Here is a 26,762-nt window from a genome sequence, read left to right on the forward strand (position 1 = left end):
GGGCCTTGAGCGGGCTCAACCCACCGCCGGGACAGGGGAGTCACCGAAGGCACCGCAAAGGGGCCTCCCCGCCCACACGGCGGGGAGGCCCGGACACGAGCTCGGTTTCGGCGGCCGACGGCTGCTCAGCCGGGCGTGATGCGGCCCCGCCAGGCCCCGGTCTCGGCACCTCGGTGCTCGATGTAGTCCTTGAAGCGGCGCATATCGCCCTTGACCCGCCGGGCGACGGTTCCCGTCATGTCGGCGGTCTTCTCCGCCGCGCCGTTGGGCTCGAAGTCCATCACCAGTTCCACCCGCGTGTGCGCGTCGTCGAGCGGGCGGAAGCTGACCAAGCCCCTCTGCTGCGTGTCGCCGCCGGTCGTACGCCAGGCGATCCGACCGTCCGGAAGCTGGTCGACGATCTCGGTGTCGAACTCCCTCCGGACCCCGCCGATCCTGGTGGTCCAGTGGTTGTGCCGGTCATCGAGCTGGGTGATCTTCTCGACGCCCTCCATGAACTTCGGAAACTCCTCGAACTGCGTCCACTGGTTGTAGGCGGTGTGGACCGGGACCTCGACGTCCACCGTCTCCTTCACCGTGCTCATTGTTTCGCCTCCTCAGTAGTGGACTTCGCGGGCACCACACCCGCGGCGCGCGTCTCGCTGCCCACCGCGTGCCCGATCGTCCGCCCCTCACTCGACCCGGTCGCAGACGATTTCCCGGCGCCGGGAATGCGGCGCGGTGTCCGGCTCATCCGTCCGCGCGGCATAACGGAACGTGACTGGGGTAGATGGCCGCTGCGACCGGGACGCACGTCGCGCGGCAGGTCAACGCCGTCGGCCGGGCGCCGCCCGGCAGTGAACGTGAGAAGGGATTGACGCTACGTGAACAGCATCTGGGCGACGAACCTGCTGAGCAGCCCCGCGGCCCTTCGTCCGAACCCGTCACCGGCGACGCACGCGGTGACGCTGAAGGGCTCCCCCAGGGCGGCAGCCACCGCGCGGGAGGCCGCCGGGGAGTTCCTGGCGGCGCTGCGGCCGCCGATGTGTGACGACGCCGCCGACACCGTGGTGCTCGTCGTCTCCGAACTCGTCACGAACGCGGTCCGGCATGCGGGCGGCGGCGCCTGCACACTGCGGCTGGCCGTCTGCGGGGACGCCGTGGTGGTGTCCGTCAGCGACTCCAGCCCCGCCGGGCCGGTGGGGCGCAGTCCGGACACCGACGGGGAAGGGGGCGGTTTCGGGTGGCCGATGGTGCGCCGGCTGGCCCTCGCCACCTCCGTCTGCGCCACCCCGCAGGGCAAGACGGTGCACGCGCTGATGCCCTGCCGCCCTCTGAGCAGATACGGGCAGCCGCCCCGGCCGGTCGCGTGACGAGCGCGGGTCCGGCGTCCGTGGGAGCCGCTCTCGCCGGGCCCGGTGAAGCGGGGGGCCGGGCAGGGGGCGAGGCAGGAGGCGAAGCGGGCGGCCCGGGCTGGTCACCGAACGGCCGGTGCGGGCGCTCATCGGGCGTCGTTCAGTCCTTGCCGCGGGCCCGCCTGAAGCGGGCCAGGCCGTCGGGGAGGTCGAGGAGCGGTTCGGGGTATTCCAGGCGCGCCCGGTCGGGCCCCTGAAGCTTCCAGGGTTCGTGGACGGCGGGCCCCTCGATGTCCCGCAGTTCGGGGACCCAGCGGCGTACGTAGTCCCCGGCGGGGTCGTAGCGCTTGGCCTGGGTCACGGGGTTGAGGACCCGGTTGGGCCGGGTGTCCGTGCCGGTCCCGGCCATCCACTGCCAGTTGAGTTGGTTGTTGGCGATGTCGCCGTCGACGAGCAGCTCCAGGAAGTGCCGGGCGCCGATCCGCCAGTCGACGTAGAGCGTCTTCGCGAGGAAGCTCGCGGTGAGCAGCCGACCGCGGTTGTGCATCCAGCCCTCGTGCGCCAGTTGCCGCATGGCGGCGTCGACGACGGGATAGCCGGTGCGGCCTTCCCGCCAGGCCGCGATCTCCTCGGCGGCCGTCCGCTCGTCGCGCCAGCGGTCGTGCCGGGTGCGGTAGTCGGCGGCCGCCGTGTCCGGGCGCGCGGCCAGCACCTGGTGGTGGAAGTCGCGCCAGCACAGCTGCCGCACGAAGGACTCGGCGCCGGGTCCGCCCCGCTCGCGGGCACGGTGGACGAGTTCCACCGGGGAGAGGGTGCCGAAGTGCAGATGCGGGGAGAGCCGGGAGGTCGCGTCGCCGGGGAGGTCGTCGTGCCGGTCCTCGTAGTCGGCCAGCGCGCCGCGCTGCCAGGCCGCGAACCGCTTGCGCCCCTCGCTCTCCCCGCCCGCGGCGAGCCCCGGCGAGACGCCCCGTACGCCCTTGCCGGACGGCACCTTCTGGGAGGTGACGCGCTCCGGGACCCGCACGACGCGGGGTGCGCGCAGCGGCGTCCGGTGGTGCCGCTGCGACCAGTGCCGGAAGTACGGCGTGAAGACCGCGAAGTGGTCCGACGAGGCGGGCGTCACGGCGCCCGGCGCGACGGCGGTGAGCACCGCGTCGTGGACCCGCAGGGCGCGGCCGTCCGCCTCCAGCGCCGCGCGCAGCCGCTCCTCCCTGCGCTGCGCGTAGCCGCTGACGCCGGCCGCCAGGTGCACGGTGCCCGCGTCCGCCTCGGCGGCGACCCTGCACACCTGCTCGACCACGTCCCCGGACCGCACCACCAGGCGGCCGCCGCGCTCGCGCAGTGCGCTGTCGAGGTCGGTCAGACAGTCGCCGAGGAACGCCTCCCGGTTGGGCGCGGTGAAGCCGGCGGCGGCGATGGCGTCGTCGCGGACGAAGAGCGGCACCACCTCGTGGGAGCTGTCCAGGGCTGCCCGCAGCGGCGGATGGTCGTGCAGCCGCAGATCGGAGGTGTAGAGGACGACGGAGACACTCATGGTGCGCCCCTCCTGTTCGCGGCGATCGGGCCTGACGGTGCTTCGGCGCGCGGGCCGCCGCCGGATGCACCTCGCCGGATCACTTCCGCCGCCGCCCCGTGCGGCCGGGCGGCGTGCCGGTGGCGGCGGTCCGCGTGATGTTGCGCGCCATGCCGCCGAAGACAAGTGTGTGGAACGGCGAGATGGCCCACCAGTACACATGGCCCAGCAGTCCGTGCGGGTGGAACACCGCCCGCTGCCGGTAGTGGGTCCCGCCCGACGCGCCCTGGTCCACCCGCATTTCGAGCCAGGCCAGCCCCGGCAGCCGCATCTCGGCGCGCAGCCGCAGCAGCCGGCCCGGTTCGATCTCCTCGACGCGCCAGAAGTCCAGCGAGTCACCCACCCGCAGCCGTTCGGCGTCACGCCGGCCGCGACGCAGCCCGACCCCGCCGACCAGCCGGTCGAGCCAGCCGCGCACCGCCCAGGCGAGCGGGAAGGAGTACCAGCCGTTGTCGCCGCCGATGGCTTCGATGACCCGCCACAGTGCGTCCGGTGAGGCGTCGGCGGCCAGTTCGCGACGATCGGTGTAGAGGCTGCCGCCGGCCCAGTCGGGATCGGTGGGGAGCGGGTCGCTCGGCGCGCCCGGTACGGCCGCGGACGACCAGCGGGTGGTGACCTTGGCGTCGCGCACCCGTTGCAGGGCCAGCGACAGCGCGGCGGGGAACGCGATCGGGCGCCCGGGCCGATCGGGGACGTAGCGCGCGATGTCGTGTTCGCGGCAGACGACCTCGTGTCGCAGGGATTCCGTCAGCGGTCGGGCGATCGCCCGCGGTACGGGCGTGACCAGGCCGACCCAGTGGCTGGACAGCCGCGGGGTGAGCACCGGCACCGGCAGGATCAGCCGTTGCGGCAGACCGGAGATCTCCGCGTAGTGCTGCATCATCTCGACATAGGTGACGACGTCCGGGCCGCCGATGTCGAAGGAACGGTTCACGTCGTCGGGCATCCCTGCGGCGCCGACGAGATACCGCAGCACGTCGCGGACGGCGATCGGCTGGATCCTGGTCCGCACCCAGCTGGGGGTGACCATGACCGGCAGCCGCTCGGTGAGATAGCGCAGCATTTCGAAGGACGCCGAGCCGGAGCCGATGATGACCGCAGCGCGCAGCTCGGTCGTCGGGACACCCGAGGTGCGCAGGAGGCGCCCCACCTCCGCACGCGAGCGCAGATGCGGCGACAGCTCCCGCTCGGGGACGCCCGCCGGGGTCAGGCCGCCCAGGTAGACGATGCGCCGGACGCCCGCCGCGCGGGCCTGCTCGCCGAAGGTCCGGGCCGCCCGGCGGTCGGTCTCCTCGAAGCCGGAGCCGGTGCCGAGGGCGTGCACCAGGTAGTACGCGACGTCGATGTCCGCCATCGCCGAGCCCACGGAGGCCGCGTCGGTGACGTCGCCGCGCACCACTTCGGCGCGACCGGCCCAGGGGTGGTCGCGCAGTTTCTCCGGGGAGCGGGCCAGACACCGCACCCGGTGTCCGGCGTCCAGCAGTTCCGGCACCAGCCGGCCGCCGATATAGCCGGTGGCGCCGGCCACCAGGCACCGGTCTCCTGTCCGCTCGCCGTTCTTCGTCATGCCGTGCCTCCGCCCCGCCCGGGCCGTACGCCCGCTCGCGCCTGCACCTGTTCTTCCCCCGCGACGGCGCAGACGGACGCACCGGCGCGCAGGCATTCCGCCAATGGGCCCGGGTCTGTCCCCCTATGGGCCCATCACCGGGTGACGCGGCGCGGACCGCCCTCGTCGGGGGCGTGGCGGCCGACGGACGTCACCGATCCGCCGGCGGGCCGCCGCCCGTGCTCACGCCGGCTCGGTATCGACGTCCGGCGGCTGCGGCTGCGGCTGCGGCTGCGGCTGCGGGGCCAGGTATTCCTCGCTGATCCGCTTCGGGCCGAACGGCCACTCCTTCTCGTGTCGCGCCCACAGCACAAAGGCCACGAGGCCCGCCGCGACCCAGGCCAGCGACCATTCGACGGGGTGCCTGCCGGGCGAGTTGCGGTCCGCGCAGCCGTAGATGACCAGCCAGCCGGCCAGCGCCACGATGCTCGGCAGCGGGTAGAGCCACATCCGGTAGGGGCGGTGCAGCCCCGGCTGGCGGCGACGCAGCACCGTGACGGCCGCCACCTGGGCCAGGGCCTGCACGATCACCATGACGGTGGTCAGCAGCTGGATGACGGTGGCCAGGTCCGTGTGCCGCCCCAGGAGGAAGCCGGCGGCCATGACGACACCCATGGTCAGCAGCCCCAGGACGGGGAAGCGGTGGCGCGGGTGGAGGGTGCCGTACGGCCGGAAGAAGACCCGGTCGCGGGCCGCGTCATAGGGAATCCGGGAGCCGCCGAGCAGTCCGGCGAGGACGGAGGCGACGGCGGTGACGAGGATGAGCACGGTGACCGCCTCGGCGGGTCCCCTGCCCCAGGTCTGCTCCAGGACGGCGGACGCGACGGAGGAGGACGCCGTCTTGTCCGGGTCGAGCATGTCCCGCCAGTCGACGACGCCCAGAGTGCCGATCTGCAGCAGCAGGTAGATCGTCATGATGCCGAGGACGGACCGGATGACGGCCCGCGGAATGGTCCGGCCGGGCCGTCGGATCTCGGCGCCCATGTAGGCGATGGTGTTGTAACCGAGGTAGTCGTAGATGCCGATGGTCAGGCCCGCCGCGAAACCGGCCCAGAAGTGACTGGACGTCAGCTCGAAGGCGCCCGCCGGGTAGGAGAAGGCGCGCTCCGGGCTGAAGTGGGTGAAGGCGGCGACGATGACGAGGCCGACGGAGGCGATCATCACCGTCCACAGCACGACGGTGAGCCGGGCGATGCTCTCCACCCGCCGCCACAGCAGCACGACGATGCCCGCGGTGACGACGAGACCGACACCGTCGCCCTGCCCCGGCGTCATGTCCGGCCAGAGGTAGCCCAGATACTGGACGAAGCCGATGACACCGGTGGACATGCCCAGCGGGACGAAGAGCATGGCCGTCCAGACGAACAGAAACGGCATCAGCTTGCCGGTGCGGTACTGGAACGCCTGCCGCAGATAGACGTAGCTGCCGCCCGCGCCCGGTAGAGAGGCGCCCAGTTCGGCCCAGATCAGCCCGTCGGCCAGCGCCAGGACCGCGCCGGCGAGGAACCCGATGACGGCCTGGGGCCCGCCGAACGCCGCCACCATCAAGGGGATGGTCACGAACGGGCCGATGCCGCACATCTGGCTCATGTTGATGGCGGTGGCCTGGAACAGTCCGATCCGGCGGACGAATCCCACCCGCTCGTCGAGGAGTTCAGGCATGGGGCGGCCCCTTCCCGTACCGGCACCGCCACCCGGTCGCGGCCGTGCCCGCCGCGCCACAGGCTGGCATGTCCGGCGGCCGCCGCGCACCGGTCGGGACGGGAATTCCTCGCGGCCCGCATCACCGGGGCCGCTCGTCCCTCACAGCTCCCCGTACGCCTCGCTGCCGAGCTCCAGCACCGCCGTACCGGCAGTGGCGTCGGCCAGCCACGCGCGAAAGGCGTCCAGCTCGGCTTCCGGCAGCCCGACCTGGATGGTCACCTCGGCCCCGTACGTCACCTCGCGCACCGCCCGCCCCGTCGTGCGCAGGTCGTTCTCGACCCGGCCGGCGCGCTGGTGGTCGACGCTGATGCTGACCAGCCGGTAGCGCCGCCGGACGACGGTGCCCAGCGTGTCCAGCGCCTCGCCCACGACACCGCCGTAGGCGCGGATCAGCCCGCCGGCACCGAGCTTGACGCCGCCGAAGTACCGGGTGACCACGGCGACCACATAGCGCACCTCGCGCCGCACCAGCATCTGCAGCATGGGCACGCCCGCCGTGCCGCCCGGCTCGCCGTCGTCGCTGGCCTTCTGGACACCGCCGTCGGCGCCGAGGACGTAGGCGAAGCAGTGATGCCGGGCGCCGGGGTGCTCCTTGCGGATACGCGCGATGAAGTCCTGGGCCTCGGTTTCGCTCGCGACGGGCGCGAGCGCACAGAGGAAGCGGGACTTGTTGATCTCGATCTCGTGGACACCCTCGTGCGCGAGCGTCCGGTACTGCTCCTGCATCGCACCAGCCTATGCGGCGCCGCCGAGCCGCGGACACCGGCCGCTCCCCGGGCCGCGCCGCGCTGCGGTGTCCGCCGTACGGACGCAGGTCGCACGGCCAGGCGGCGTACCCCTGGGCTCCCTACGGTGCGTCGGGAGGACGACCGCCCCGGCCGTGGGCAGGGTGAGCACAGGGCGCAGGCCTTTGTGATTTCGGGGCCCGCCCGTGCACGCAGGAACGGAACGGCGGGTTGGCGGAGGGCTTCATGGACAAGAGCACACAGTCGGCGATGACGGCAGGCGTTCCGGTGACGGGCGACGAGATGCCCGAGCCGCCGCCGGAGGTCGTCGAGGCGGCGCGCACCGCACCCGATCACTGGTTGGCCATGGTCGACCTGACCTGGCAGGGCGAGGGGGCGCCGCCCCTGTGGGCGCTGATCGGCCAGTGGCGGTCGGGCCCGACCGGCGAGATCGAGGAGTGGCGGGACAACCCCGAGTACCGGCCCTCACCCCAGGCACTGGACTGGCCGGACCCGGCCGACCCCGTCGACCTCGCGGTCCAGCTCGCCGCCACCGGGTACGGCCCGGCCGGGGACGTCCACACGACGCTGGCCCGTGCGGAGGTGTCGGTCCTGGTGACCACGACCGGCACACCGCTGGCCGCGGCCTCGCCTGAGGGCACCCCGGTCATTCCCGTCTACACCTCCCCGGGCTACCTCGAGTCCGTGGGACGGCTGCTGTACGACCGACGGCCGGTGGCCGAGCTCGTCGAGCAGCTGCCGCCGGGGCATGCCCTGTACCTGAACCCGACCGGGCCGGTGAGCATGCTGGTGGAGACCGAGCCGCTGCGGGCGGCGATCGAGGCGGCCGGTACCGGGACCGGGCAGCAGGCGGACGAGGCGCGCGAGCCGGCCGTCGCGGGTGCGCTGCGCCCCGGTACGGCGGCCGTCGGGATCGAGCCGGTGAGCGGCGGTGCGGCGATCGGCAAGCCGGCCCGGACCGCGAACGACGGTTCGGTCGTCGGTGCCGGGGTGGTCGGCGGCGCCAACTGACCCTGCGCGTATGGACTCGCCCCGCCCGCCTTCCCCTTCGGGCGGGGCGTCTGCGTGTGTGTGCGTATGCGTATGTGTATGGGTGTGTATGGGTGTGTATGCGTGTGCGTGTGTGTATGCGTGTGCGGCCCGGAGGGCTCGCCGCCCTGCCCGGTGGCCTCGGTTCGTTCCGCCCCGGCCGCGTTTCCCGCCCCGTTCACCGACCCGCTGCAGCCTGGTCGACCTCACTGCTCGGATTCCCCGTCCTGATCGGAATCCCCGCCCCCGCGGCGGGAATCTCCGGCGGTCGGTGGCCGTTGGTCACACGAGACGCTTCTCGTCCGAGGCGTTCCATCCGCAGGAGGCAGTGCGTGTACGGCGACCGCGACACGATCCGGAGAATTCTCACCGAGCTCGGCGACACCTGGGCCGTCGTGGGCCTGTCCCACAACGAACAGCGCGCGGCGTACGGCGTCGCAGAGGTCCTGCAGCGGTACGGCAAACGCATCGTGCCGGTGCATCCCAAGGCCGAGACGGTCCACGGCGAGCAGGGATACCCCTCACTCGCGGCCGTTCCCTTCCCGGTCGATGTGGTCGATGTGTTCGTCAACAGCGAGCTGGCCGGGGGCATCGCCGACGAAGCGGTGGCGATCGGGGCGAAGGCCGTGTGGTTCCAGCTCGGCGTGGTCGACGAGGCGGCGTGGGACCGGGTGCACGACTCCGGCCGGGACATGGTGATGGACCGCTGTCCGGCCATTGAGATACCCCGTTTGGGCTGAGCGGCGGCTGCGTTAGCGTCCCTGCATGATCACGCCGCGTGCCGCCCTCGCCGAGGACGCCGCCGAGCTCGTACGGCTGCGTCGCCTGATGTTCTGCGCCATGAACGGCCTTGACGAGCCCGGCGGTTGGGAGCTGGAGGCGGAGGCCGTGGCGCGTCGGCAGCTGGCCGGAGCGGACGCGCCGCTGGTCGCTTACGTGGTGGACGGCGATGCGTCCGGGGCGCCGCATCTGGCGGCGTGCGCGGTCGGGCGGATCGAGGAACGGCTGCCCGCGCCCGGACATCCGACGGGGCGGTTCGCCTTCATCTTCAACGTCTGTACGGACCCGCGCTATCGGGGCCGCGGCTGTGCGCGGGCCACGACCGAGGCGTTGCTGACCCATTTCGCACAGCGCGGCGTCACCCGGGTCGATCTGCATGCCACGGACGACGCCGAACCGCTCTACCGGAGCCTTGGCTTCACCGAGCACTCCACGCCACTGTCGCTGGATCTGCGCTTGCGCGCGGGGGCCGGGAAGACGACAGGGCTCAGCCGGCGCCCCGACCGGGAGGGTTCGCCGGGTCGGTGACCGCCGACTCCTGGGCGGACGCGACGACGGCGGCGAGGTCCGTGCCCGCTCGGAGCAGGACCACGGTTCGTGTGGCGATCTGGTCGAGCCGTTGCCGGAGGATGCGTTGCGTCTCCCCCAGGCCGTCGAGCCGGTGCAGGGAGTCCATGGTTTCGCGCACTGCGGGAATGCTGTAGCCGGCGCCGCGGAGAGCCACCACGATGCGTGCCGCGCTGATGGCCGGCAGACCGTAGCGACGTGCGCGCAGTGACGTCACTCGCTCGGGGGTGACGAGCCCTTCCTGTTCCCAGAACCGCAGGGTCGAGGGGCGCACCTGGAGCGCTCCGGCGAGCTCCGTGATCGTCATCGCGTCGCTCCCGTGCTCGAACTCGGTTGTGCTCGCTTCGGCCTGGATCGCCCGCAACGCGCGCTGAGCGCGCAGAACCTCCTCCCGCTCCCGAGCGAGCCGGACATGGACCGCGTTGATCGCCGAAGCTGCCTCCGCAATCGTCTCCGTTCGCAGCTCCGCGAGCATTCGCCGGGCTTCGACGGGCCCCACGGCGCCGGCGAGCCCCCGGTAGGCGCGAAGGGCCTGCACATGGATCGCCGTGTAGGAGCGGTAGCCGTTGCGCGATCGAGCGGCTGCGGGAATGACCCCCAGTCGCTCCAGGTCGCGCACCTGTTGCACCGAGTAGCCCGACTCTCCGGCGACATCGACGGTGCGGAGCATCCCGCGTGGCGCACCGTCCACCAGCTCGCCCATCAGCCGACCCCACATAAGCACTTGAAGGTGATGCTTGAACCATGAGTATGGAACAGATCACCGCATCCGTGCGCGGATTCGACGGCGCGCTCGTAGTCGCCCCGGAGCCGGGCGACGACTTCCCCGAGCTCACCTGGGGAGACGCCTTCTTCTACTACGCCCCCGACGGCCAGATGCCTCAGCACGTCCAGCCTTACGGAACGATCGTCACCAAGGACTATCCCGACGACGACGCTTGTGACCTGGACGCTCCGGGCCGGTGGCGGGTGAACATCCATGTCGACCGTGCGACGTTCCGGGAGCTCACGGGGGAGGAGCCACACCACCTCACCCGACCCCGCGACCCCGCGGCCGCCGACCGTGTGATCCCGCACCCGCTCTACGGCGCACTCGGCTGGATCGCGGTCGTCAATCCCGGCGAGAGGACGACGGACACGGTGGTGCAGCTTCTGCGCGGCGCCCACGAAGCGGCTCGTGCCCGGTTCGCACGGCGACACGAGCCGGGAGGCTCACCGGAGGACGTCTGACACCGTTCCGGACCAGGCGGACCTGGCCCTCGGCGCGTACTCGACCCGGTGCGCACGCCTCGCGGCCAGGCTGCAGCACAGCGACGCGGGGGCGGCACGGAGGTATGCCGCCCCCGCGTCGCCGGGTGGACACCCATGGACCTCCGGGAGGCTTGGGGGGGGAGGTGCGGCAGCGTCAGACTCCGGCTTCCGCGTCCAGGAGCAGGTGCCAGGGCCAGCCGTCGTCGGTGATCGGCTTCGAGGTCTTGGGGAGGAGTTTCCTCGTCGCGTCGGAAACGGGGGCGCGCAGTATGCCGACGGTGCTGTCGACGAGGTTTGCGGTGAGCAGCGCCACGCGCCGCGTACCGTCGGGCCTGTCGGATTCCATGCTGTGCTCGCATGCGGCCAGCGCACGGACGGTGAGCATCATGCTCAGCGCCAGGCGGGTGCGCAGGACGGACTCCGGGAGGTCGTCCAGGAGCCGGGCCATGGCGGTGAACACGGTCTGCACGCTCCGTGTTGCCGTGGGGTCGGCGTGGACGAGGGTGCCGATCCAGGGGGTCGTCGACACCTGGGCGAGGAAGCGCGCGTAGTGGCTGTTCTCGTCGACCGTCTCGGCCAGCGGGCGAATGAGCGTGTCGACCAGTTCGTCCAGCGCAGGCTCCCCGCCGTGCTCGTACAGGGCGGCCAGCAGACCGTGGCGGTGGGTGTTCACGCGTCCGGTGTGCCGCTCGAAGATCTCGCGGACCAGGTGTTCCTTGCTGCCGAAGTGGTACTGGGCCGCTGATTTGTTGCGCTGGCCCGACGCGGCGGTGATCTCCCGGAGCGAGACGGCGTCGATGCCCCGCTCGGCGAACATCCGCAGGGCCACCTCCGCCATGAGCTCGCGCGTTGTGCTCCCTCTGGTCATGGGTCCATAGTAAGGCACCTAACTTAATAAGGCAGGCGCCTTAATGGGTGCCTCAATGAGCCTGTCGCGTCTCCCGAGGCAAGGGAAGGACCCCAGAGATGCCCCGCACCACGAAGCCGCGCCGCGTGGCGATACCGGCCGTCGCGTTCGCCGCGGCCGCCGCGCTGACGTCGGCCGGCGTCGGCCCGGCACAGGCCACGCCCCTCCCGACCGGCCCCGGCACGGGCGAGGTACCCCACTTCACCGGCCGTCCCGCCGACCCCCGACCGGTCCCAGGCAGCGCGGTCCGCAACCGCCACATGGCACCGGACGGGCTCAGCGCCATGCACGGCGACAGCTACGCCAGCAACACCCAGCCCCAGCGCGGCCCGTTGGGACACCACCCTCAGGTGACCGGAGCCGGCAAAGTCACCGATCCCAAGGAGCCGGCCCAGTGCGCCACGGCCACCTTCCTGCACAACGGACTGATGGTCCTCAACTGCGGCGGCGCCTCGCACCGGCCGACCCCGCGGCTGGAAGATCCCGACACCCTCGAGGACCTGGCTTCGTACCGGCTCCCGGTAAGGCCCTCCACCTACGAGGCAGCCGCGACCCGCAATCCCGCCCTGATGTTTTCCGACACCTCGGGCTCCTACTACTACCTGGACAACCAGGACCGGATCGTCATCGCCGGCGCCGACCAGCACATCCGGCGACTGAAGGTGCAGCGCACGAACTCGGGGCGCTGGGGGTTCGAGAAGGTCGACGACTGGAGCCTGCGCCCGTACCTGCCGCACGCCTGCGCCACCGCCACCGACCCGGATCCGAAGGGCGAGTGCGACCCGGTGACCGCGGTCCAGGCGGACTACGACGGGCTGATGTGGTGGGTGAGCGACCACGGCCGCGTCGGCACCCTCAACCCTGACACCGGCACGGTCAAGACCGTCGACCTGGCCGGCGAGCGGATCGAGAACTCCTTCTCCACCGGCCCCGATGGTGCCTTCATCGCCACCGACCACGCCCTGTACAAGATGCGGGCCGAGTCGGACGGCACACCCCGGATCACGTGGCGCGAGAGGTACGACCGCGGCAACCGACCCAAGCCCGGCCAGATCAACCAGGGCACCGGTGCCACCCCCGCACTGCTGGGCAACACCTACGTCGGCATCACCGACAACGCCGACCCGCGCATGCACGTCCTGGTCTACCAGCGCGGCAACCGCATCAAGGGTGACCGCCTGGTCTGCTCCGTCCCCGTCTTCCGGCGCGGCGCGAGCGCCACCGAGAACTCGCTGACCGCCTGGGGAAACGGCTTCTCGGTGGAGAACGACTACGGCTGCACGTCGACCAGGACCACCGAGGGCGGCAGGAGCATCACCGGCGGCATCACCAAGATCGAGGTCAACAAGGCAGGTACCGGCTGCAGGACCAGCTGGACCAGCAAAGAGCAGTCCCCCACCGTCGTCACCAAGCTGTCCCGCGCCAACGGACTGCTGTACGCCTACTCCAAGCCGTCCCGCAGCACAGGCACCGACGCCTGGTACCTCACCGCCATCGACTGGCGCACCGGCAGAACCCGCTTCCGCATCCTGACCGGCACCGGCGACGCCTACAACAACAATTGGTCACCCATCACCCTCGGCCCCGACGGCTCCGCCTACATCTCCACGTACGGCGGAATCGTCCGCGTCCACGACGAGACCGGCCCGGACGCCGACCGCGCGGACACCGGCTCCGGCACGCCTGCCGCGCCGATCGCTTCCCTCGCCGCGGCCCTGGCCGCAGCGGGCGGTGGACTGACCTGGTGGTGGCTGCGCCGCAAGAAGGCCCTTGAGAGGTGACCCGGGAAACCGGGGGTCGCCGGCGTCACCCGACGCCGAGCCCGTCCAGGACGGTGGCGCCGGGGAGTTCGGCCAGCGCCTTGCCCGGCACGATGAGTTTTCCACGGCGGCTGCCGCTGCCGATCAGCGCGTAGGGCATGTCGGCGACGGCGGCGTCCACCAGCACCGGCCAGTTGGCGGGCAGGCCGATCGGCGTGATGCCGCCGTACTCCATGCTGCTGTCGCCCACCGCGGTGTCCATCGGCGCGAACGACGCCTTGCGAGCGCCCAGTTGGCGACGGACGGTGCCGTTGACGTCGACCCGGGTGTGCGAGAGGACCAGACAGGCGGCCAGGGTGACCTCGCCGCCCCGCTTGCCCGCCACCACGACGCAGTTGGCCGACTGCTCCAGCAGCCAACCGCCGTAGTGCTCGACGAGGAGCTCGGTGTCCGCGATCGCCGGATCGGTGTCCACGTAGCGGAGTTCGTGCACCGGTACGGATCCCCGCCAGTCGCGGATCGCCGCGGCCACCGGCCCGGCCAGCAGTTCCAGGCAGTCGGCGGCGGGGCGGACATCGTCGAAGGCATCCATGGGAACGCGCATGACGGCAAGCTAACAGGCACGGACCGCCCGGCGGCGGCCCGTCTCACGTTCGGGTCAGCGCCCGAGCGGAATGATCACCGACATGGTCATCTCGACGGGATCCGTCCCGTCGTTGCGGTAACCGTGGGACGCCTTGGCCTCGAAGCTCACCGAGGCCCCGGTGTCCACCTTGTACTCCTCGCCGTCCACGATGAGGGTGAGCCTGCCGGCCCGCACATGGATCAGCTCCACGGTGCCGGGGGGATGTGGATCCGAGGCGCTGTGGTCGCCGGGCATCAACCGCCAGTCCCACATCTCGAAGGGGCCGGGCGCCTCCGCACCGACCAGGAGCGTGGTGTGGCTGCCGGCGTCGGTGGACCACATCCGCACGGCCTCTCCGGGGGAGACGATCCGCACCTGCGGGCCCTGTTCGTAGTCCAGGAGCGTGGTGATGCTGACACCCAGGGCGTCGGCGATCTTGACGGTGGTCCCCACGCTCGGGTTCGTGCGGGCCTGCTCGATCTGGATGATCATGCCGCGGCTGACCCCCGCCCGCGCCGCCAACGCGTCCAGGGTGTAGCCGCGTTCGGTCCGCCAGTGCTTGAGATTGCGGGCGAGCGACTGCGTGAGCTGATCGAGATCCGTCACGGTCCGTCCAGGTCGAAGGCGATCGAGGTGAAATATATTGAATTCCGGAGTCCAGCATAATGAACTACGCTGTACTGCACTCCAGCGTTCACGTCACTGTACTGCGAGGTTTCATCATGACTGCGGTCTTCGCCCTGGCCACCAGCCTCCTCTGGGGGCTCGCCGACTTCGGCGGAGGACTGCTCACCCGACGACTGAACGCACTGACCGTCGTGGTCGTCTCGCAGACCCTGGCCGCCGTCGCGCTGGGCGCCATCGTGCTGGCCACCGGCGGCTGGCGGGAGGCCGGTCCGCAGCTGTGGTTCGCGGTCGCGGCCGGTGTCGTCGGCCCCGCCGCCATGCTCTGCTTCTACCGCGCGCTGGCGCTCGGGCCGATGGGCGTCGTCTCCCCGCTCGGCTCCCTCGGCACCGTCCTGGTCCCCCTCGGCGTCGGTGTCGTGGCGGGTGAACGGCCGGGCCTGCTCCAGGTCGCGGGCATGTTCGTCGCCGTGATCGGCGTCCTCCTGGCAGGTGGACCGCGGCTCAGCGGGGAATCCGTGGCACGCCAGACGATCGTGCTCACACTCGTCTCGGCGCTCGGGTTCGGTGCGGTGATGTCACTGATCGCGGAGGCCTCCACGACCGTCACCGGCCTCTTCCTCGCCCTGTTCGTCCAGCGGATGTGCAATGTCGCGGTGGGCGGCGCCGCGCTGTACGCATCGGTGCGGCGCGGCACGCCCGCACTGCCCGAGGGCGGCCTCGCGTCGCTGCGCGGCTCGCTGCCCGCACTGGCCTTCATCGGGATCGCCGACGTCGCCGCCAACGGCACCTACGCCCTGGCCGCCCAGAACGGCCCGGTGACCGTCGCCGCCGTCCTCGCCTCGCTCTACCCCGTCGTCACGGCGCTCGCCGCGCTCGGCCTGCTCAAGGAGCGGCTGCGTGCCATCCAGGCGGCGGGCGCCTCGCTCGCGCTGGTCGGCTCGGTCCTGCTCGCCTCGGGCGGCTGACGGCGCGCCGCCGGCGGACGGCCGACGTTCAGGGGCCGACGGCGGACGGTCAGGGGGCCGACGGCGGCTCAGGACCGCTCGTACGCCTCGTCGGCCGGGCCGGCCGGTTCGGCCGCCGCTTCGCCCACCCAGCCCCGCAGCGCGAGCAGCTGCTCGGGGGTGACGCCCTCGGGAATCGGCACCGGGGCGGGCGTACGCAGCGGCGGCTGCCAGCCCGCCTCGGGGTCCCAGCTCCGGACGACCCTGGCGGGCGCGCCCGCGACCACCGCATGGTCGGGCACCTCGCCACGGACCACCGCGCCGGCCGCGACCACCACATTCCGGCCCAACCGCGCGCCGGGCAGGATGACCGCCCCGGTCCCGATCCAGCTGCCGGCGCCGATGCTGACCGGCTCGGTGCGCGGCCACTGCTTCCCGACCGGCACCTCGGGATCGTCGTAGCTGTGGTTGGTGGTGGTGACATACACCCCGGGGCCGAAGAAGCAGTCGTCACCGATCGTCAGCCGGACATCCGCGATCACATGGCTGCCGCGCCCCAGGACGACGCCATTGCCCAGGGTGAGGATGGGCTCCGGGCCGAGATCGAGGTCCGGCATCATCCCCGCCGTCAGGGTCACGTCCTGCGCGATGATGCAGTGGTCGCCGATCTCGATCCACGGGTCGCCGAAGACCGTGCCCTGCGGGAAGGCCAGCCGGCTGCCCCCGCCGAGCGTCCGGAAGCGGTACGGACCGGGGCGCTCGGCCGTGACGGCCGCCGCCCGCCTCACCCAGCGCACGCCCCGGTGGACGGCACGCGATACGGCCCGGCGCCGCCAGGCCGCGAGAGATGAGAACACGTTCTGGTTCGTCGGCACCCGCACACCGTACTCAGCGCTCCGCTCCACCGGACGCACGGTGTGCTGTGATCTTCGCCCCACCGGCGGCCGCCCCTGCCCGTCCGAGCGGCCGTCGTCTACGGTGCTGTTGGCGCGGCACAGCACTGGCGAGGAGATACCGACATGGCAGGACGGGCAGTGATTTCCGGGGTGTCCGGCGAGGAGCCGAAGATCGACCCGGCGGCCTTCACGGCACCCACGTCCGTCGTGCTCGGCGACGTCACGATGGCCTCGGGGGCGAGCGTCTGGTACCACGCGGTGCTGCGCGCCGACTGCGGCCCGATCGTGCTCGGCGCCGACAGCAACATCCAGGACAACTGCACGGTCCATGTGGACCCCGGCTTCCCGGTGACCGTCGGCGAGCGGGTCTCCGTCGGCCACAACGCGGTCCTGCACGGCTGCACCGTCGAGGACGACGTCCTGGTCGGCATGGGCGCAACGGTCCTCAACGGCGCCCACATCGGCGCCGGTTCCCTGGTCGCGGCGCAGGCGCTGGTCCCGCAGGGCATGCAGGTGCCGCCCGGTTCGCTCGTCGCCGGGGTCCCCGCAAAGGTCAAGCGGCAGCTGACCGACGAGGAACGCGAGACGATCAAGCTGAACGCCGCGATGTACCTCGAACTGGCCGCGCGGCACCGCGAATCGGTCCCGGACTCCGAGGGCTGAGCGGGCCGGGTCCCGACCGTCGCGTCAAGCTCCCCCACCGCGTTTCCCCCAATAGATAAGGGAACTCGCCTGTTTGTAGGGCGGTCGGTTCTGGCATCGTTGAACGTCCATAGCGACGGCGCGGGGCTGTGCCGTGGACGGGATGACGGATGAGCGCGTGGGCCGATCACCGGTCACTGCCCGAGGTGGTGGGACGGACCGTGGAGCACGAGCAGGTGTCCGGGCTGCTGGACGGCCCGGCCCCGGTGACCCTCACCGGGGCGGCGGGGGTGGGCAAGAGCGTCCTGGCACGTGCCGTGCTGGACACCCACCACGCGCGCCGCGGCGGCCGGGTCATCCGGATCGGCTGCTGGGACGGCCCTACCGACGGCGGTCCCGCCGAAGCACTGCGGCGCGCGGCGGAGCTTCCCGGTCCGGCGCGCGCCGCAGGCCGGGACACCACCACTCCCCCGTTCCCGCACACGGACGCAGGCGCCCGGACCGCGCCGCCCGGCCCCGGCGTCATCGCGGCCCTCGCGGCACACTGCGTCCGCCACCGGGCGACCCTGCTGCTGGACGACTGCGACCCGGTGCTCGACGAATGCGCGCAGCTGGTGCGGCGGCTGCTGCGGGCCGAGCCGGAGCTGCGGATCGTGACGACGTCGCGCCGTTCGCTGGGGCTGCCCGGGGAGCGGATCGTCGAGATCGGCCCGCTCCCGGTGACCCTGGACGAGGGGGTGGCGGGGCCGGCGGTCGCCCTGCTGGCCGCGCGCACCGGGGCAGCCGCTCCCGAGCTGCTCGTGGCCGTGTGCGAAGCCCTGGAGGGATCGCCACTGGCAATCGAGCTGGCCGCCCGCCAGCTGGACCGGATGTCCCTGCCACAGCTGGCGGCACGGGTGGGCGCGGACGGCCCGCTGTACTACTCGGGACCGGCGTCGACCGCGCGGCACACCTCGCTCTACGCGGCACACGCCGCCGGCTACGCGCTCTGCTCACCCACCGACCGGCGGGTGTGGGCACGACTCTCGGTGCTTCCCGGGGACTTCGACCCCTGGCTCGCGGGCTGTGTGTGCGCCAGCAGTGACGTTCCTGCGCCGGAGATCGACGCGGCGCTGGAGCGGCTCCGGCTGGCCTCCGTACTGGAGCGCACCGGTGACGGGAGCGGGATCCCGCCCGCCGCTCCGCCCGATACCCCGGCCGCTCTGCCGCCGCGCTACCGACTCCCGCGCGGTGCCCGGGACTTCGGGCGGACCCAGCTGCGCGAGGCGGGCGAGGAGGCCGCCGCACTGCGCCGGTTCCGGCAGGCGTGCGCGGCGCTCGCGGCCGAGGCGCAGATCGCCTGGCAGGGTCCCGACCAACAGATCGCCGTCCGGCTCGTCGAGGACGAACGACACCACCTCGACGCCGCGCTGACCCGGCCGCCGCAGGACGCGGACGACGCGCTCGGCGCGCTGGAGATCGCGGTCTCGCTCTGGTTCCGCTGGGGCGCCTGCGGCTTCCGCCGGGAGGGGCGGGCACATCTGGACCGGCTGCTGCTGCTTTCCCGCAGCGACACCCCGCTGCGCGCACGAGCCCTGTGGCTGGCCGGGTGGCTCGCGGCCCAGGAGCACTCCCCCGCCGCCGCGGCGCTGCTGGACCAGGCATGGGAGGCGGCCGTGATGCACGCGGACGCCGACGGCCTGGCCCGTGTCGCGCACGCCCACGGCGTTCTCGCGCTGCACCGGCAGGACACCGGGACGGCGGTGGCGTGCCTGGAGGAGGCGGCCGGGCACCGGTCGAGGGATCCATGGTTCGGCCCCGGGCCGGCGCACAGCTGGGCACTGCTCGCCATCGCGCTGGCGGTGCCGGACGCACAGGGGGCGGCCGCGGCCGCGCACCGGGCCTGGGAGTCCCGGCGCTGCGACGGCGACTTCTGGCTCTACTCCACCGTCCTGTACGCCCGCGCCCTCACCGAACGCGCGCACGGCCGACCGGAAGCGGCACTGCGCGCCTGCCGCAAGGCGCTGGCGGCCAAGAAGCTCGTCGGCGATCCGCTGTTCATCGCGGGCGCCCGCGGTCTGCTGGCCGGCCTGCGCCGCGAGGTGCCCGCGGGGGCGGCGGCGCGCACCGGCGCGGGCGCCCGGTGGTGGCAGCGCGGCGGGGTACGGACCGCCCCGCTCTTCTCCCGACTGCGAACGGGGTCCTGACAGCGCCGATGCGCGCGGTGGTCCTCGCGCCATCGAGCGGCGGCCACCGAGGGTGACCGAACGGACGCGTTCGGGATGCGGGAACGTCGGGCCGACCGCATCCTGAAGGGCATGAAGCGTGCCCCCGTGATCGTGCACCCGCCCTGCACCGGCGGTCGCCGCGTCACGCTCTACGGACAGGACCTCGGCCGCGCGCTGCGCCCGGGGGACGTGGCCGCGTATCTGCGCCGGGCCGGCTTCTCCACGGCGGAGTTCGCCTGGGACGACACCGGCCTGATCGAATGGCGCGACGGCGGCCCCGATGTCTGGTCGATGCCCTGACGGGCACCATCCCGCACGCCCACCTCGCCGGCTCTCCCCCGAACGCTCAAAACAATCAATTCCGTTGCCCCACTTGAGCGTTTGACGCCTCGTATGTACAAACCGTTCAGCACCTTCGCTTCCGACCGAAGGGAACGGCAATGCGCAAGCGCACGGGCGTCATCGGCGCCCTCCCCGTCATCGGTTCGGCACTGACGCTCCTGGTGGCCTCCCCCGCCGGTGCGTCGGTCATCTGGAACGGCGACGCCGCCGGCGGGACGGCGGTGTTCTCCTCGATCCTGTGTGACGCGCCCGGCAGCGTCACGGCCCAGGACAACCACGACGGCCGGGGCGAGGTCTTCAAGTTCAACAAGCCGCTCGGCCTCAAACGCTGCGAGGCACACGGCCTCACGGTGGCCGGCTCGCGCTACATCTTCCGCAACGACCACACCTACTACCTGGGCTGGGACACCTCCACCAACAGCCCGGACGCGGCAACGGTCTTCCAGTGGAAGTCGTACGGCACGGGCGATCAGCAACAGCAGAACTACCCGGTGCTGATGAAGGTCGAGGGCGGCGTCCTCAAGCTGTTCCACATCGCGGCCGGCGAGAGGTGGACGCTGAAGTGGAGCACCCCGGTGGCGACCGGTACGTACAAGCGCATCGTGCTCGGGATCCACACCTCCGACGACGCCGCCACCGGCTGGGTGGAGGCGTACTACAACGGCACCAAGGTGGCGTCGTTCTCCGGGCGGACCTGGGACGACCTGGGCAACGACGCCCGGTGGGGCACGTACGGCACCGAGGTGACGGACAAGCGGGTCATCAACTGGATCGACGGGCTGAAGGTCGGCACGAGTTACGCGGACGTCGCGTAGACGGCGGCCGAACGGCGCCGGCCCGGCAGCGACTGCTCGCTGCCGGGCCGGTTTCCCCTCGGCGCACCGCCGATGTGACGCTCCGTCAGTCCACCGCTACCGGAACCTGGGCCTTCGCCTCACGCTCGGCCGCCGCCTTCTTCGCGCGGCGCTTCATGATCAGGAAGGAGCCGACGCCAAAGAGGAACGCGGCGACCAGACCGAGCCACGAGAAGCGCGACAACCACGGTTCGGCGACGATGCCGACGCTGTAGATGAGCGCCGTGGTACCGCCGGCCCAGACGATGCCGCCGAGGACGTTGGCGATCAGGAACTTCCAGTACGGCATCTTCAGCACGCCCGCGAGCGGGCCGGCGAAGATCCGCAGCAAGGCGATGAAGCGGCCGAAGAACACCGCCCACATACCCCACTTCTCGAACTTCTCCTCGGCCATCGCCACATGGTCGGGGCCGAAGTGCTTGGGGAACCTCCGGCCGGCCCAGTTCAGCAGGGGCTGGCCCCCTTTGCGTCCGATCATGTACCCGATGGAGTCACCGATGATCGCGCCACCGGACGCGCAGGCGCCCAGCACGAACGGGTTGATGTGGTCCTGGGTCGCGGCCAGGATCGCCGCGCTGACGAGGACGATCTCACCGGGCAGCGGAATGCCCAGGCTCTCCACCCCGATGACCACCCCCACCAGGAGGTAGACGCTCACGGCCGGTACCGTCTCGAGCCACTCCTGGATGTGCAAAGCAGCTTCCTCCGCTTGATGTAGGGCCCCCGTGGGCCGCTGCCCGGCCGCCCGTGCCGCCGGACCGGTCGATCCCCCTGGCGCGCCGCAACAGCGCGCCCGGGAAGCGTACTCGATCGCCCGTCCCGGAAGCGGATCGACGACGGCCCGCCGCGCAGTGCGCGACGGGCCGGAAACGGTGTTGGCCTACTGGCTCACTTGCTGGGACGCAGCGTCCACACAATGGTCATCTCGCCGGTGACCGCGCCGTCCTCGCGGGTGATCGCCACATTCACCGGGAACTCGGGACGCTCACCGGCATCCAGCTCGGCGACCACCTCGGCCACCGGGCGGCCGAGCTCGGCGGTCGCCGTGACGGGGCCCATCGCGAGCTTCTTGTAGCCGATCTCGGCGCGCACGGCGAGCGGCACCGCACGACCGAGCTGGTCGCCGAAGGCGGTCATCACGATCGCGCCGCTCGCGGACTCGGCGAGGGTGAACATCGCTCCGGCGTGCGGCCCGCCGACGTGGTTGTGGAAGTCGGACTGATCGGGCATGCGGACCACGGCGCGCTCGGCGGTGGTCTCGGTGAACTCGAGGTTCAGGGTGCGGACCATCGGCACGGAGGCCGCCATCATTTCGCCGATCGACGGCAGGGTCTCGGAGGACATGGAGGCATGTTACCTATCAGTAGCTTGGATTGGGAAGGGCCCGCACCACCGGGCACACCCCCGCCGGACGCCCGCCGCGCCACCGCCGGACGGCCGCGGGACGCGTGCCGGACGAGTACCGGACGCGTGCCGGACGGCCGCTCCCGGCACTGCGCTCCTCCCGTACCGCCGGAAACCGCCGTGCCCCGTCCGCCCGGCTCCGCATATCGTTGACGGCCATGTGCCCAGGACGACCACTCCGACGAATAGCGCAGCAGCGGCCGCGTCAGATACGACGCCGACCGGTGCGGTCTTGGTGACTGCCCGCCCCGCTTGGGCGGGGCGCAATTACCTGCTGCTCACCGGCGCCACCGTGATCGCCGGCCTCGGCAGCTCCGGCGCCATGATCGCCGGCGCCTTCGCGGTGCTCGCATCCGGTGGCTCGCCCACCGATGTCGGGCTGGTCGCCGCCGCCCGCACGATCCCGCTCGTCCTGTTCCTGCTGATCGGCGGCGCACTCGCCGACCGGCTCCCCCGCCATCGCGTGATGGTCGCCGCGAACGCCCTCAACTGTGCCTCCCAGGGCCTGTTCGCGCTGCTCGTCCTGACCGGGGACCCACGGCTGTGGCAGATGGCGCTGCTGGCCGCGCTCGGCGGCACCGGGCAGGCGTTCTTCGCGCCGGCCTCCGAGGGCATGGTGCTCGCCAGCGTGTCCGGCGAGCACGCGGGACGCGCATTCGCCGTGTTCCGGATGGGCATGAACGGCGCGAACATCGGCGGCGCCGCGCTCGGCGGAGCCCTGGTCGCCGCCGTCGGCCCGGGCTGGGTGCTGGCGATCGACGCCGCCTCCTTCGCCCTCGCCGGCGCGCTCCGGGCGTTCCTCGACGTCAGCGAAGTCCCCGCCCGCACACCCGGTGGCGGGATACTCCACGACCTGCGGGACGGCTGGCGAGAAGTCGCCGGGCGGCCGTGGCTGTGGTCCGTGGTGGTGCAGTTCTCCGTCGTCAACGCCGTGATCACGGCGGCCGAGGCGGTCTACGGGCCCCTGGTGGCCGAGGAGCATCTGGGCGGCGCCGGACCGTGGGGGCTTGCGCTGGCGGCGTTCGGCGCGGGCACGGTGGGTGGCGCGCTGCTGATGACCCGTGCCAAGCCGCGCCGCCTCCTGCGCACCGGCACGCTCTGCGTCTTCCCCCTCGCACTGCCTTCGGCCGCGCTGGCCGTACCCGTGTCGGCCACCACTCTGACCGTGATCATGTTCGGCACCGGCATCGCCGTCGAGGTCTTCGCGGTGATGTGGATGACGGCGCTCCACCAGGAGATCCCCGAGGAGAAGTTCTCCCGGGTCTCCGCCTACGACTGGTTCGGCTCCGTGGCCGTCGTCCCGGTGGCCACGGCCCTGGCCGGCCCCGTGCAGGACCTCGTCGGCCGGCCGGCCGCGCTGTGGGGCTGCTCCGCGCTGGTCGCGCTCCTGACAGCGGGAGTGCTCTGCGTCCCCTCCGTACGCCACCTGACACGGCGGGACACAGCCCCGTCCGGCCTACCGGCGGCCACGCCGGCCGTCGAGCACTCACCACCGAGCGGCGTCGCCGAGTGATCCATGTGTCCGATCCACGTGATCGGTCACCTGTCGAGGCGGCACCCCCGGCCCTCGACCCGCCGCTTCGCGCTTGTCATCCGCCGCCTGGTGTCCGCCACGTCAGCCGATGCTGAACGCGCCATCCGGCGGCACCGGGGACGCCACCGCCTCCGCGTCCCGTACGGGAGCGGCGCCCGCCGTCAGCCGCCGGAGCGCCGCGCCGTGTTCGATCCGGGCCGGGAACGCGTCGCCTGCGACCCGTCGGGCCAGTGGGGCGAGCGGCAGGTCCGTACGCGAGGCGAGCAGGATCGCGTTGCCGAAACGGCGGCCGCGCAGCACCGAGGGCTCAGCGATCAAGGCCAAGTGGCCGAAGACCGTGGCGAAATTGGCCAATTGGCCGCGCAGGAAGCCGAAGGGCGCGCTGTCGGCGAGGTTGGCGGCGTAGATGCCGTCCGGCCGCAGCACCCGGGCTGCGGCCCGCGTGTACTCGACCGAAGTGAGGTGCGCCGGCACCCGCGAGCCGCCGAAGACGTCCGCCACGATGACGTCGGCGCTGTGCTCCGGTGCTTCCTCCAACGCCTCACGCGCGTCCCGGGCGTGCACCTGGATGCCGGAGCCGGCGGGGAGCGGCAGGTGTTCCGTCACCAGGGAGAGCAGGGCGAGATCCGCGTCGATCACGTCCTGCCGGGAGTGCGGGCGGGTGGCGGCCAGATAGCGGGGCAGGGTCAGCGCGCCGCCGCCGAGGTGAAGTGCGTCGAGCGGCTGCCCGGGGGCCGCGGCCTCGTCCAGGACGTGGGCCAGCCTGCCCACGTACTCGAACTCCAGGTGGGTGGGTGTGTCGAGATCCACGTACGACTGTGGCGCACCGTCCACGGTCAGCAGCCATGCGCGGGGGCGGTCGACGTCCGGCATGAGCTTGGCGGTGCCGTGGTCCACGGTCCGGGTGACCGGTATCGGCTCGGGTGCTTCATCCACGGTCCCATTGTGACGGGCGGAGCGGGGGCGAAGACAGCCCGGCCGGCGTCTCGGCCCGACCCGGGTCTCAGCCCGGCCTGCGTCTCCATCCCGCCCGGGTCTCAGCCCGACCAGACGCGTGCGACGTCCCGTGTGTGGGCGGATGACTGGCGGCGGCCCGCGCGGGCCGCGTCGGCGCGTTTGGCGGGGTCCAGGACGTTGCGGCCGAACGCCGCTCTGGCCTCCCGGTCGGGAGTGATCACACAGACCCGGGCGCCCTGGCGTGCCAGCGTCTCGCCCTGGGTGCGCGGCGCGGCGATCGGCCCGCCGCTGACCGCCATCGGCGCCACCACGACCACCCGGCGGTAGCCGGCGGCGAGATCGGCGTTGGCGCTGGAGTGCACGCCGCCGTCGATCCACCGTTTGCCGTCGATGGTGACCGGCGGAAAGACGCCGGGTACGGCGCAGCTGGCGGTGACCGCGTCGACGAGTGGGACCCCGCTGGCGTTGTCGAAGGCGGTCCGCTCCCCCGTCGTGGAGTCCACGGCCGTGATCACCAGTCGTCGTGGGGGCCACTGCGCGTGGCCCAGGGTACGGGCGATCACCGCACGCTGTTCGGCCTCCGGGACGGTGCGGGCGGCCACCGCGAGCCGCCCCATCCGGGCCCCGAAGGAGACCGCGTCCCGCGAGCGCAGTGCGATGGCCGCGAAGCGTGCCATCGCCGCCGGGCCCATCCGTGCGCCCGACCTGCCTTCGGGTGCGGCCAGCTGGTGCTCGTACATCTCCTCCAGCGTGAGGTGTTCGGCGGTGAGGTGGGCGCCGACGATCGATCCGGCGGAGGTCCCGATGACGACGTCGGCTCCGGCGAGGTCGATGCCCGCCTCCGCGAGGCCGGTGAGCATGCCGATCTCCCAGCCGATTCCGGTGAGTCCTCCACCGCCCAGGACCAGTGCCGTGCCCGCCATCGGACGTCCCTCCCCTGTCCTGCCTCGCCCGTGTGTCCTGCTTCACCCGTACGTCCTGGCGCACCCGTACGCCGTGGCTCATCCGTACGTCGTGGCTCATCCGTGTGTCCGGGCGAGCAGTCTCGCACTGAGCACGCGGATCGGGACAGAGCGCCGTAGCGCCCCGCACTGGGGGTGCGGGGCGCCACGGGTCAGTCCTCGACGGTGCGTACCGTGCCCGCGGCGACGGTCCGGCCACCCTCGCGGACGGCGAAGCCGAGGCCGCGCTCGAGCGGTACCGCGCGGCCCAGCTCGACGGTCGCCGTGACCGTCTCCCCTGGGCGGGCCGTGCCGCGTTCGCCGAGGTCGAGGTCGCCGACCACGTCCGCGGTGCGGATGTAGAACTGCGGCCGGTAGCCGGTGGACAGCGGCGTCCGGCGGCCACCCTCCTCCGTCGAGAGCACGTACACCTCGGCGGTGAAGCGGCGTCGCGGGGTGACGCTGCCCGGTGCCGCGACCACATGTCCTCGGCGCACCTGGTCACGGTGGAGCCCGCGCAGCAGCAGCGCCACGTTGTCTCCGGCCTCGGCGCTCTCCATCGGTTTCCCGAACGTCTCCAGCCCGGTGACCGTGGTCTCGGCCTCGGCACCGAGCACCTCGACCCGGTCGCCGACGCGTACGGTGCCGCGTTCGACGGCTCCGGTGACGACGGTGCCGCGTCCGGTGATGGTCAGTACGTTCTCCACCGGCAGCAGGAAGGGCGCGTCGACGTACCGCTCGGGCGTCGGGACGTAGGTGTCCACCGCGTCCAGCAGGGCCTCGATCGCCGCGGTCCAGCGTGGGTCGCCTTCCAGCGCCCGCAGCCCCGAGACCCTGACGACGGGTACGTGTTCCCCGTCGTAGCCGTGGGCGCTCAGCAGCTCGCGTACCTCCAGCTCGACCAGGTCGGTGAGCTCCGGGTCGCCGGCGTCGGCCTTGTTGAGGGCGACGACGAGGTGCCGCACGCCGACCTGCTTGGCGAGCAGGACGTGTTCGGCGGTCTGCGGCATGATCCCGTCGAGCGCGGAGACGACCAGGATCGCGCCGTCGAGCTGGGCTGCTCCGGTGACCATGTTCTTGATGAAGTCGGCGTGGCCGGGCATGTCGACATGGGCGTAGTGCCGGGTGTCGGTCTCGTACTCGACATGCGAGATGTTGATGGTGATACCGCGGGCGGCCTCTTCCGGTGCCCGGTCGATCCGGTCGAACGGTACGAACGTCCCGGTTCCCCGGTCACTGAGGACCTTGGTGATGGCCGCGGTCAGGGTGGTCTTGCCGTGGTCGACGTGGCCCATCGTCCCGATGTTCAGATGCGGCTTGGTGCGTACGTATGCCGTCTTGGGCATGGTGTGCTTCCTCGCAATGATGCGGTGAGAACGGCGACTTGGCGCCGTGGGGACCCCTGAGCCACTCCGACCCTCCCCCTGTGGGGTCCGCCGGACGATCCGGGGAGAGTCAGCTTCGTGCGCCGTCAGTGACTGCAGCGGCCGCGGTGATTGCGGGGGCTGCGGTGGCCGCAGCGGCTGCGGTGG

27 protein-coding genes are annotated in these 26,762 nt (G+C 72.2%); 12 read left to right on the forward strand and 15 right to left on the reverse strand.

Features of this window, described 5'->3' with window-relative positions; translation table 11 throughout:
• Positions 1 to 125 precede the first annotated feature (125 nt).
• Positions 126 to 584: an SRPBCC family protein gene (locus tag ACGFML_RS12795; RefSeq protein ID WP_393542901.1), complete on the reverse strand. Its 459-nt coding sequence runs from the start codon at positions 582 to 584 to the stop codon at positions 126 to 128.
• A 279-nt stretch (positions 585 to 863) separates the two neighbouring features.
• Here ACGFML_RS12795 and ACGFML_RS12800 point away from each other — a divergent pair, with 279 nt between their 5' ends.
• Positions 864 to 1,352: an ATP-binding protein gene (locus ACGFML_RS12800; protein ID WP_393542903.1), complete on the forward strand. Its 489-nt coding sequence runs from the start codon at positions 864 to 866 to the stop codon at positions 1,350 to 1,352.
• 142 nt (positions 1,353 to 1,494) lie between these two features.
• Here the strand turns inward: ACGFML_RS12800 and ACGFML_RS12805 are convergent, their stop codons facing one another.
• From ACGFML_RS12805 to ACGFML_RS12820, 4 genes are all read right to left on the reverse strand, one after another.
• Entirely contained in the window at positions 1,495 to 2,868 is a 1,374-nt protein-coding gene (locus ACGFML_RS12805; RefSeq protein WP_393542905.1) for a cryptochrome/photolyase family protein, read from the reverse strand.
• A gap of 79 nt (positions 2,869 to 2,947) precedes the next feature.
• Positions 2,948 to 4,474: an SDR family oxidoreductase gene (locus tag ACGFML_RS12810; protein WP_393542907.1), complete on the reverse strand. Its 1,527-nt coding sequence runs from the start codon at positions 4,472 to 4,474 to the stop codon at positions 2,948 to 2,950.
• 222 nt (positions 4,475 to 4,696) lie between these two features.
• Entirely contained in the window at positions 4,697 to 6,175 is a 1,479-nt protein-coding gene (locus ACGFML_RS12815; protein ID WP_393542909.1) for an APC family permease, read from the reverse strand.
• A 141-nt stretch (positions 6,176 to 6,316) separates the two neighbouring features.
• Entirely contained in the window at positions 6,317 to 6,943 is a 627-nt protein-coding gene (locus ACGFML_RS12820) for a YigZ family protein (protein ID WP_393542911.1), read from the reverse strand.
• Between the two features lie 245 nt (positions 6,944 to 7,188).
• On the opposite strand from ACGFML_RS12820, the gene ACGFML_RS12825 reads away from it, so the two are divergent.
• From ACGFML_RS12825 to ACGFML_RS12835, 3 genes are all read left to right on the forward strand, one after another.
• Positions 7,189 to 7,974 (forward strand): type VII secretion system-associated protein, encoded by a 786-nt coding sequence (locus ACGFML_RS12825; protein ID WP_393542913.1) that lies wholly within the window; start codon positions 7,189 to 7,191, stop codon positions 7,972 to 7,974.
• 350 nt (positions 7,975 to 8,324) lie between these two features.
• A complete protein-coding gene (locus ACGFML_RS12830; RefSeq protein ID WP_393542915.1) occupies positions 8,325 to 8,732 on the forward strand; it encodes a CoA-binding protein in 408 nt (135 codons plus the stop codon).
• Between the two features lie 25 nt (positions 8,733 to 8,757).
• Entirely contained in the window at positions 8,758 to 9,300 is a 543-nt protein-coding gene (locus tag ACGFML_RS12835; RefSeq protein WP_393542916.1) for a GNAT family N-acetyltransferase, read from the forward strand.
• Here ACGFML_RS12835 and ACGFML_RS12840 read toward each other — a convergent pair.
• The gene (locus ACGFML_RS12840; RefSeq protein ID WP_393543745.1) at positions 9,260 to 10,057 is read right to left on the reverse strand and encodes a MerR family transcriptional regulator; all 798 of its coding nucleotides are present in this window, start codon (positions 10,055 to 10,057) and stop codon (positions 9,260 to 9,262) included. The two genes, ACGFML_RS12835 and ACGFML_RS12840, sit on opposite strands and share 41 nt — an antisense overlap.
• Before the next feature lie 32 nt (positions 10,058 to 10,089).
• Between ACGFML_RS12840 and ACGFML_RS12845 the strand changes: the two genes are divergently transcribed.
• A complete protein-coding gene (locus ACGFML_RS12845; protein WP_393543747.1) occupies positions 10,090 to 10,569 on the forward strand; it encodes a DUF6194 family protein in 480 nt (159 codons plus the stop codon).
• A gap of 175 nt (positions 10,570 to 10,744) precedes the next feature.
• Here the strand turns inward: ACGFML_RS12845 and ACGFML_RS12850 are convergent, their stop codons facing one another.
• Positions 10,745 to 11,458: a TetR family transcriptional regulator gene (locus ACGFML_RS12850; RefSeq protein ID WP_393542918.1), complete on the reverse strand. Its 714-nt coding sequence runs from the start codon at positions 11,456 to 11,458 to the stop codon at positions 10,745 to 10,747.
• A gap of 98 nt (positions 11,459 to 11,556) precedes the next feature.
• Between ACGFML_RS12850 and ACGFML_RS12855 the strand changes: the two genes are divergently transcribed.
• The gene (locus ACGFML_RS12855; protein WP_393542920.1) at positions 11,557 to 13,278 is read left to right on the forward strand and encodes a hypothetical protein; all 1,722 of its coding nucleotides are present in this window, start codon (positions 11,557 to 11,559) and stop codon (positions 13,276 to 13,278) included.
• 25 nt (positions 13,279 to 13,303) lie between these two features.
• Here the strand turns inward: ACGFML_RS12855 and ACGFML_RS12860 are convergent, their stop codons facing one another.
• Both ACGFML_RS12860 and ACGFML_RS12865 read right to left on the reverse strand, forming a co-directional pair.
• On the reverse strand, positions 13,304 to 13,861 hold the full coding sequence (locus ACGFML_RS12860; protein ID WP_393542922.1) for a YbaK/EbsC family protein: 558 nt from the start codon (positions 13,859 to 13,861) through the stop codon (positions 13,304 to 13,306).
• A gap of 54 nt (positions 13,862 to 13,915) precedes the next feature.
• A complete protein-coding gene (locus tag ACGFML_RS12865; protein WP_393542924.1) occupies positions 13,916 to 14,488 on the reverse strand; it encodes a helix-turn-helix domain-containing protein in 573 nt (190 codons plus the stop codon).
• Positions 14,489 to 14,604: 116 nt separating this feature from the next.
• On the opposite strand from ACGFML_RS12865, the gene ACGFML_RS12870 reads away from it, so the two are divergent.
• On the forward strand, positions 14,605 to 15,474 hold the full coding sequence (locus ACGFML_RS12870) for an EamA family transporter (RefSeq protein WP_393542926.1): 870 nt from the start codon (positions 14,605 to 14,607) through the stop codon (positions 15,472 to 15,474).
• A gap of 68 nt (positions 15,475 to 15,542) precedes the next feature.
• On the opposite strand, the gene ACGFML_RS12875 is transcribed toward ACGFML_RS12870, so the two are convergent.
• Positions 15,543 to 16,328 (reverse strand): acyltransferase, encoded by a 786-nt coding sequence (locus ACGFML_RS12875; protein WP_393542928.1) that lies wholly within the window; start codon positions 16,326 to 16,328, stop codon positions 15,543 to 15,545.
• A gap of 144 nt (positions 16,329 to 16,472) precedes the next feature.
• Between ACGFML_RS12875 and ACGFML_RS12880 the strand changes: the two genes are divergently transcribed.
• From ACGFML_RS12880 to ACGFML_RS12895, 4 genes are all read left to right on the forward strand, one after another.
• Complete coding sequence (locus tag ACGFML_RS12880) at positions 16,473 to 17,012, forward strand: gamma carbonic anhydrase family protein (RefSeq protein WP_393542930.1); 540 nt, start codon at positions 16,473 to 16,475, stop codon at positions 17,010 to 17,012.
• Positions 17,013 to 17,161: 149 nt separating this feature from the next.
• Complete coding sequence (locus ACGFML_RS12885; protein ID WP_393542931.1) at positions 17,162 to 19,177, forward strand: ATP-binding protein; 2,016 nt, start codon at positions 17,162 to 17,164, stop codon at positions 19,175 to 19,177.
• A 111-nt stretch (positions 19,178 to 19,288) separates the two neighbouring features.
• Positions 19,289 to 19,498, forward strand: a complete 210-nt coding sequence (locus tag ACGFML_RS12890) for a hypothetical protein (RefSeq protein WP_393542933.1) — start codon at positions 19,289 to 19,291, stop codon at positions 19,496 to 19,498.
• Between the two features lie 140 nt (positions 19,499 to 19,638).
• Positions 19,639 to 20,355, forward strand: coding sequence for a hypothetical protein (locus ACGFML_RS12895; RefSeq protein ID WP_393542935.1), 717 nt, complete (start codon positions 19,639 to 19,641; stop codon positions 20,353 to 20,355).
• Positions 20,356 to 20,440: 85 nt separating this feature from the next.
• On the opposite strand, the gene ACGFML_RS12900 is transcribed toward ACGFML_RS12895, so the two are convergent.
• Positions 20,441 to 21,088: a DedA family protein gene (locus tag ACGFML_RS12900; protein WP_393542937.1), complete on the reverse strand. Its 648-nt coding sequence runs from the start codon at positions 21,086 to 21,088 to the stop codon at positions 20,441 to 20,443.
• Between the two features lie 194 nt (positions 21,089 to 21,282).
• Positions 21,283 to 21,738 carry a DUF4442 domain-containing protein gene (locus ACGFML_RS12905; RefSeq protein WP_393542939.1) on the reverse strand — a complete coding sequence of 152 codons (456 nt, stop codon included), beginning with the start codon at positions 21,736 to 21,738 and terminating at the stop codon, positions 21,283 to 21,285.
• 295 nt (positions 21,739 to 22,033) lie between these two features.
• Here ACGFML_RS12905 and ACGFML_RS12910 point away from each other — a divergent pair, with 295 nt between their 5' ends.
• Positions 22,034 to 23,311: an MFS transporter gene (locus ACGFML_RS12910; RefSeq protein ID WP_393542941.1), complete on the forward strand. Its 1,278-nt coding sequence runs from the start codon at positions 22,034 to 22,036 to the stop codon at positions 23,309 to 23,311.
• Between the two features lie 102 nt (positions 23,312 to 23,413).
• On the opposite strand, the gene ACGFML_RS12915 is transcribed toward ACGFML_RS12910, so the two are convergent.
• The 3 genes from ACGFML_RS12915 to tuf form a co-directional block, all read right to left on the reverse strand.
• Positions 23,414 to 24,205, reverse strand: a complete 792-nt coding sequence (locus ACGFML_RS12915; protein WP_393543749.1) for a spermidine synthase — start codon at positions 24,203 to 24,205, stop codon at positions 23,414 to 23,416.
• A 164-nt stretch (positions 24,206 to 24,369) separates the two neighbouring features.
• Entirely contained in the window at positions 24,370 to 25,212 is an 843-nt protein-coding gene (locus ACGFML_RS12920; RefSeq protein ID WP_393542942.1) for a patatin-like phospholipase family protein, read from the reverse strand.
• 191 nt (positions 25,213 to 25,403) lie between these two features.
• Positions 25,404 to 26,576 (reverse strand): elongation factor Tu, encoded by a 1,173-nt coding sequence (gene tuf, locus ACGFML_RS12925; protein ID WP_393542944.1) that lies wholly within the window; start codon positions 26,574 to 26,576, stop codon positions 25,404 to 25,406.
• Between the last annotated feature and the right edge of the window lie 186 nt (positions 26,577 to 26,762).

Source organism: Streptomyces sp. NPDC048650, from assembly GCF_043199095.1.
Taxonomy (GTDB): domain Bacteria; phylum Actinomycetota; class Actinomycetes; order Streptomycetales; family Streptomycetaceae; genus Streptomyces.

Excerpts from the sequence above, each read along its gene's own strand:
- ACGFML_RS12825 (WP_393542913.1), top strand. The coding sequence starts at position 7,189 with ATGGACAAGAGCACACAGTCGGCGATGACGGCAGGCGTTCCGGTGACG.
- ACGFML_RS12905 (WP_393542939.1), bottom strand. The coding sequence starts at position 21,738 with ATGTCCTCCGAGACCCTGCCGTCGATCGGCGAAATGATGGCGGCCTCC.
- ACGFML_RS12885 (WP_393542931.1), top strand. The coding sequence starts at position 17,162 with ATGAGCGCGTGGGCCGATCACCGGTCACTGCCCGAGGTGGTGGGACGG.
- ACGFML_RS12850 (WP_393542918.1), bottom strand. The coding sequence starts at position 11,458 with ATGACCAGAGGGAGCACAACGCGCGAGCTCATGGCGGAGGTGGCCCTG.
- tuf (WP_393542944.1), bottom strand. The coding sequence starts at position 26,576 with ATGCCCAAGACGGCATACGTACGCACCAAGCCGCATCTGAACATCGGG.
- ACGFML_RS12805 (WP_393542905.1), bottom strand. The coding sequence starts at position 2,868 with ATGAGTGTCTCCGTCGTCCTCTACACCTCCGATCTGCGGCTGCACGAC.
- ACGFML_RS12920 (WP_393542942.1), bottom strand. The coding sequence starts at position 25,212 with ATGGCGGGCACGGCACTGGTCCTGGGCGGTGGAGGACTCACCGGAATC.
- ACGFML_RS12890 (WP_393542933.1), top strand. The coding sequence starts at position 19,289 with ATGAAGCGTGCCCCCGTGATCGTGCACCCGCCCTGCACCGGCGGTCGC.
- ACGFML_RS12855 (WP_393542920.1), top strand. The coding sequence starts at position 11,557 with ATGCCCCGCACCACGAAGCCGCGCCGCGTGGCGATACCGGCCGTCGCG.
- ACGFML_RS12835 (WP_393542916.1), top strand. The coding sequence starts at position 8,758 with ATGATCACGCCGCGTGCCGCCCTCGCCGAGGACGCCGCCGAGCTCGTA.
- ACGFML_RS12815 (WP_393542909.1), bottom strand. The coding sequence starts at position 6,175 with ATGCCTGAACTCCTCGACGAGCGGGTGGGATTCGTCCGCCGGATCGGA.
- ACGFML_RS12845 (WP_393543747.1), top strand. The coding sequence starts at position 10,090 with ATGGAACAGATCACCGCATCCGTGCGCGGATTCGACGGCGCGCTCGTA.
- ACGFML_RS12915 (WP_393543749.1), bottom strand. The coding sequence starts at position 24,205 with ATGCCGGACGTCGACCGCCCCCGCGCATGGCTGCTGACCGTGGACGGT.
- ACGFML_RS12870 (WP_393542926.1), top strand. The coding sequence starts at position 14,605 with ATGACTGCGGTCTTCGCCCTGGCCACCAGCCTCCTCTGGGGGCTCGCC.
- ACGFML_RS12860 (WP_393542922.1), bottom strand. The coding sequence starts at position 13,861 with ATGCGCGTTCCCATGGATGCCTTCGACGATGTCCGCCCCGCCGCCGAC.
- ACGFML_RS12820 (WP_393542911.1), bottom strand. The coding sequence starts at position 6,943 with ATGCAGGAGCAGTACCGGACGCTCGCGCACGAGGGTGTCCACGAGATC.
- ACGFML_RS12810 (WP_393542907.1), bottom strand. The coding sequence starts at position 4,474 with ATGACGAAGAACGGCGAGCGGACAGGAGACCGGTGCCTGGTGGCCGGC.
- ACGFML_RS12895 (WP_393542935.1), top strand. The coding sequence starts at position 19,639 with ATGCGCAAGCGCACGGGCGTCATCGGCGCCCTCCCCGTCATCGGTTCG.
- ACGFML_RS12795 (WP_393542901.1), bottom strand. The coding sequence starts at position 584 with ATGAGCACGGTGAAGGAGACGGTGGACGTCGAGGTCCCGGTCCACACC.
- ACGFML_RS12880 (WP_393542930.1), top strand. The coding sequence starts at position 16,473 with ATGGCAGGACGGGCAGTGATTTCCGGGGTGTCCGGCGAGGAGCCGAAG.
- ACGFML_RS12840 (WP_393543745.1), bottom strand. The coding sequence starts at position 10,057 with ATGTGGGGTCGGCTGATGGGCGAGCTGGTGGACGGTGCGCCACGCGGG.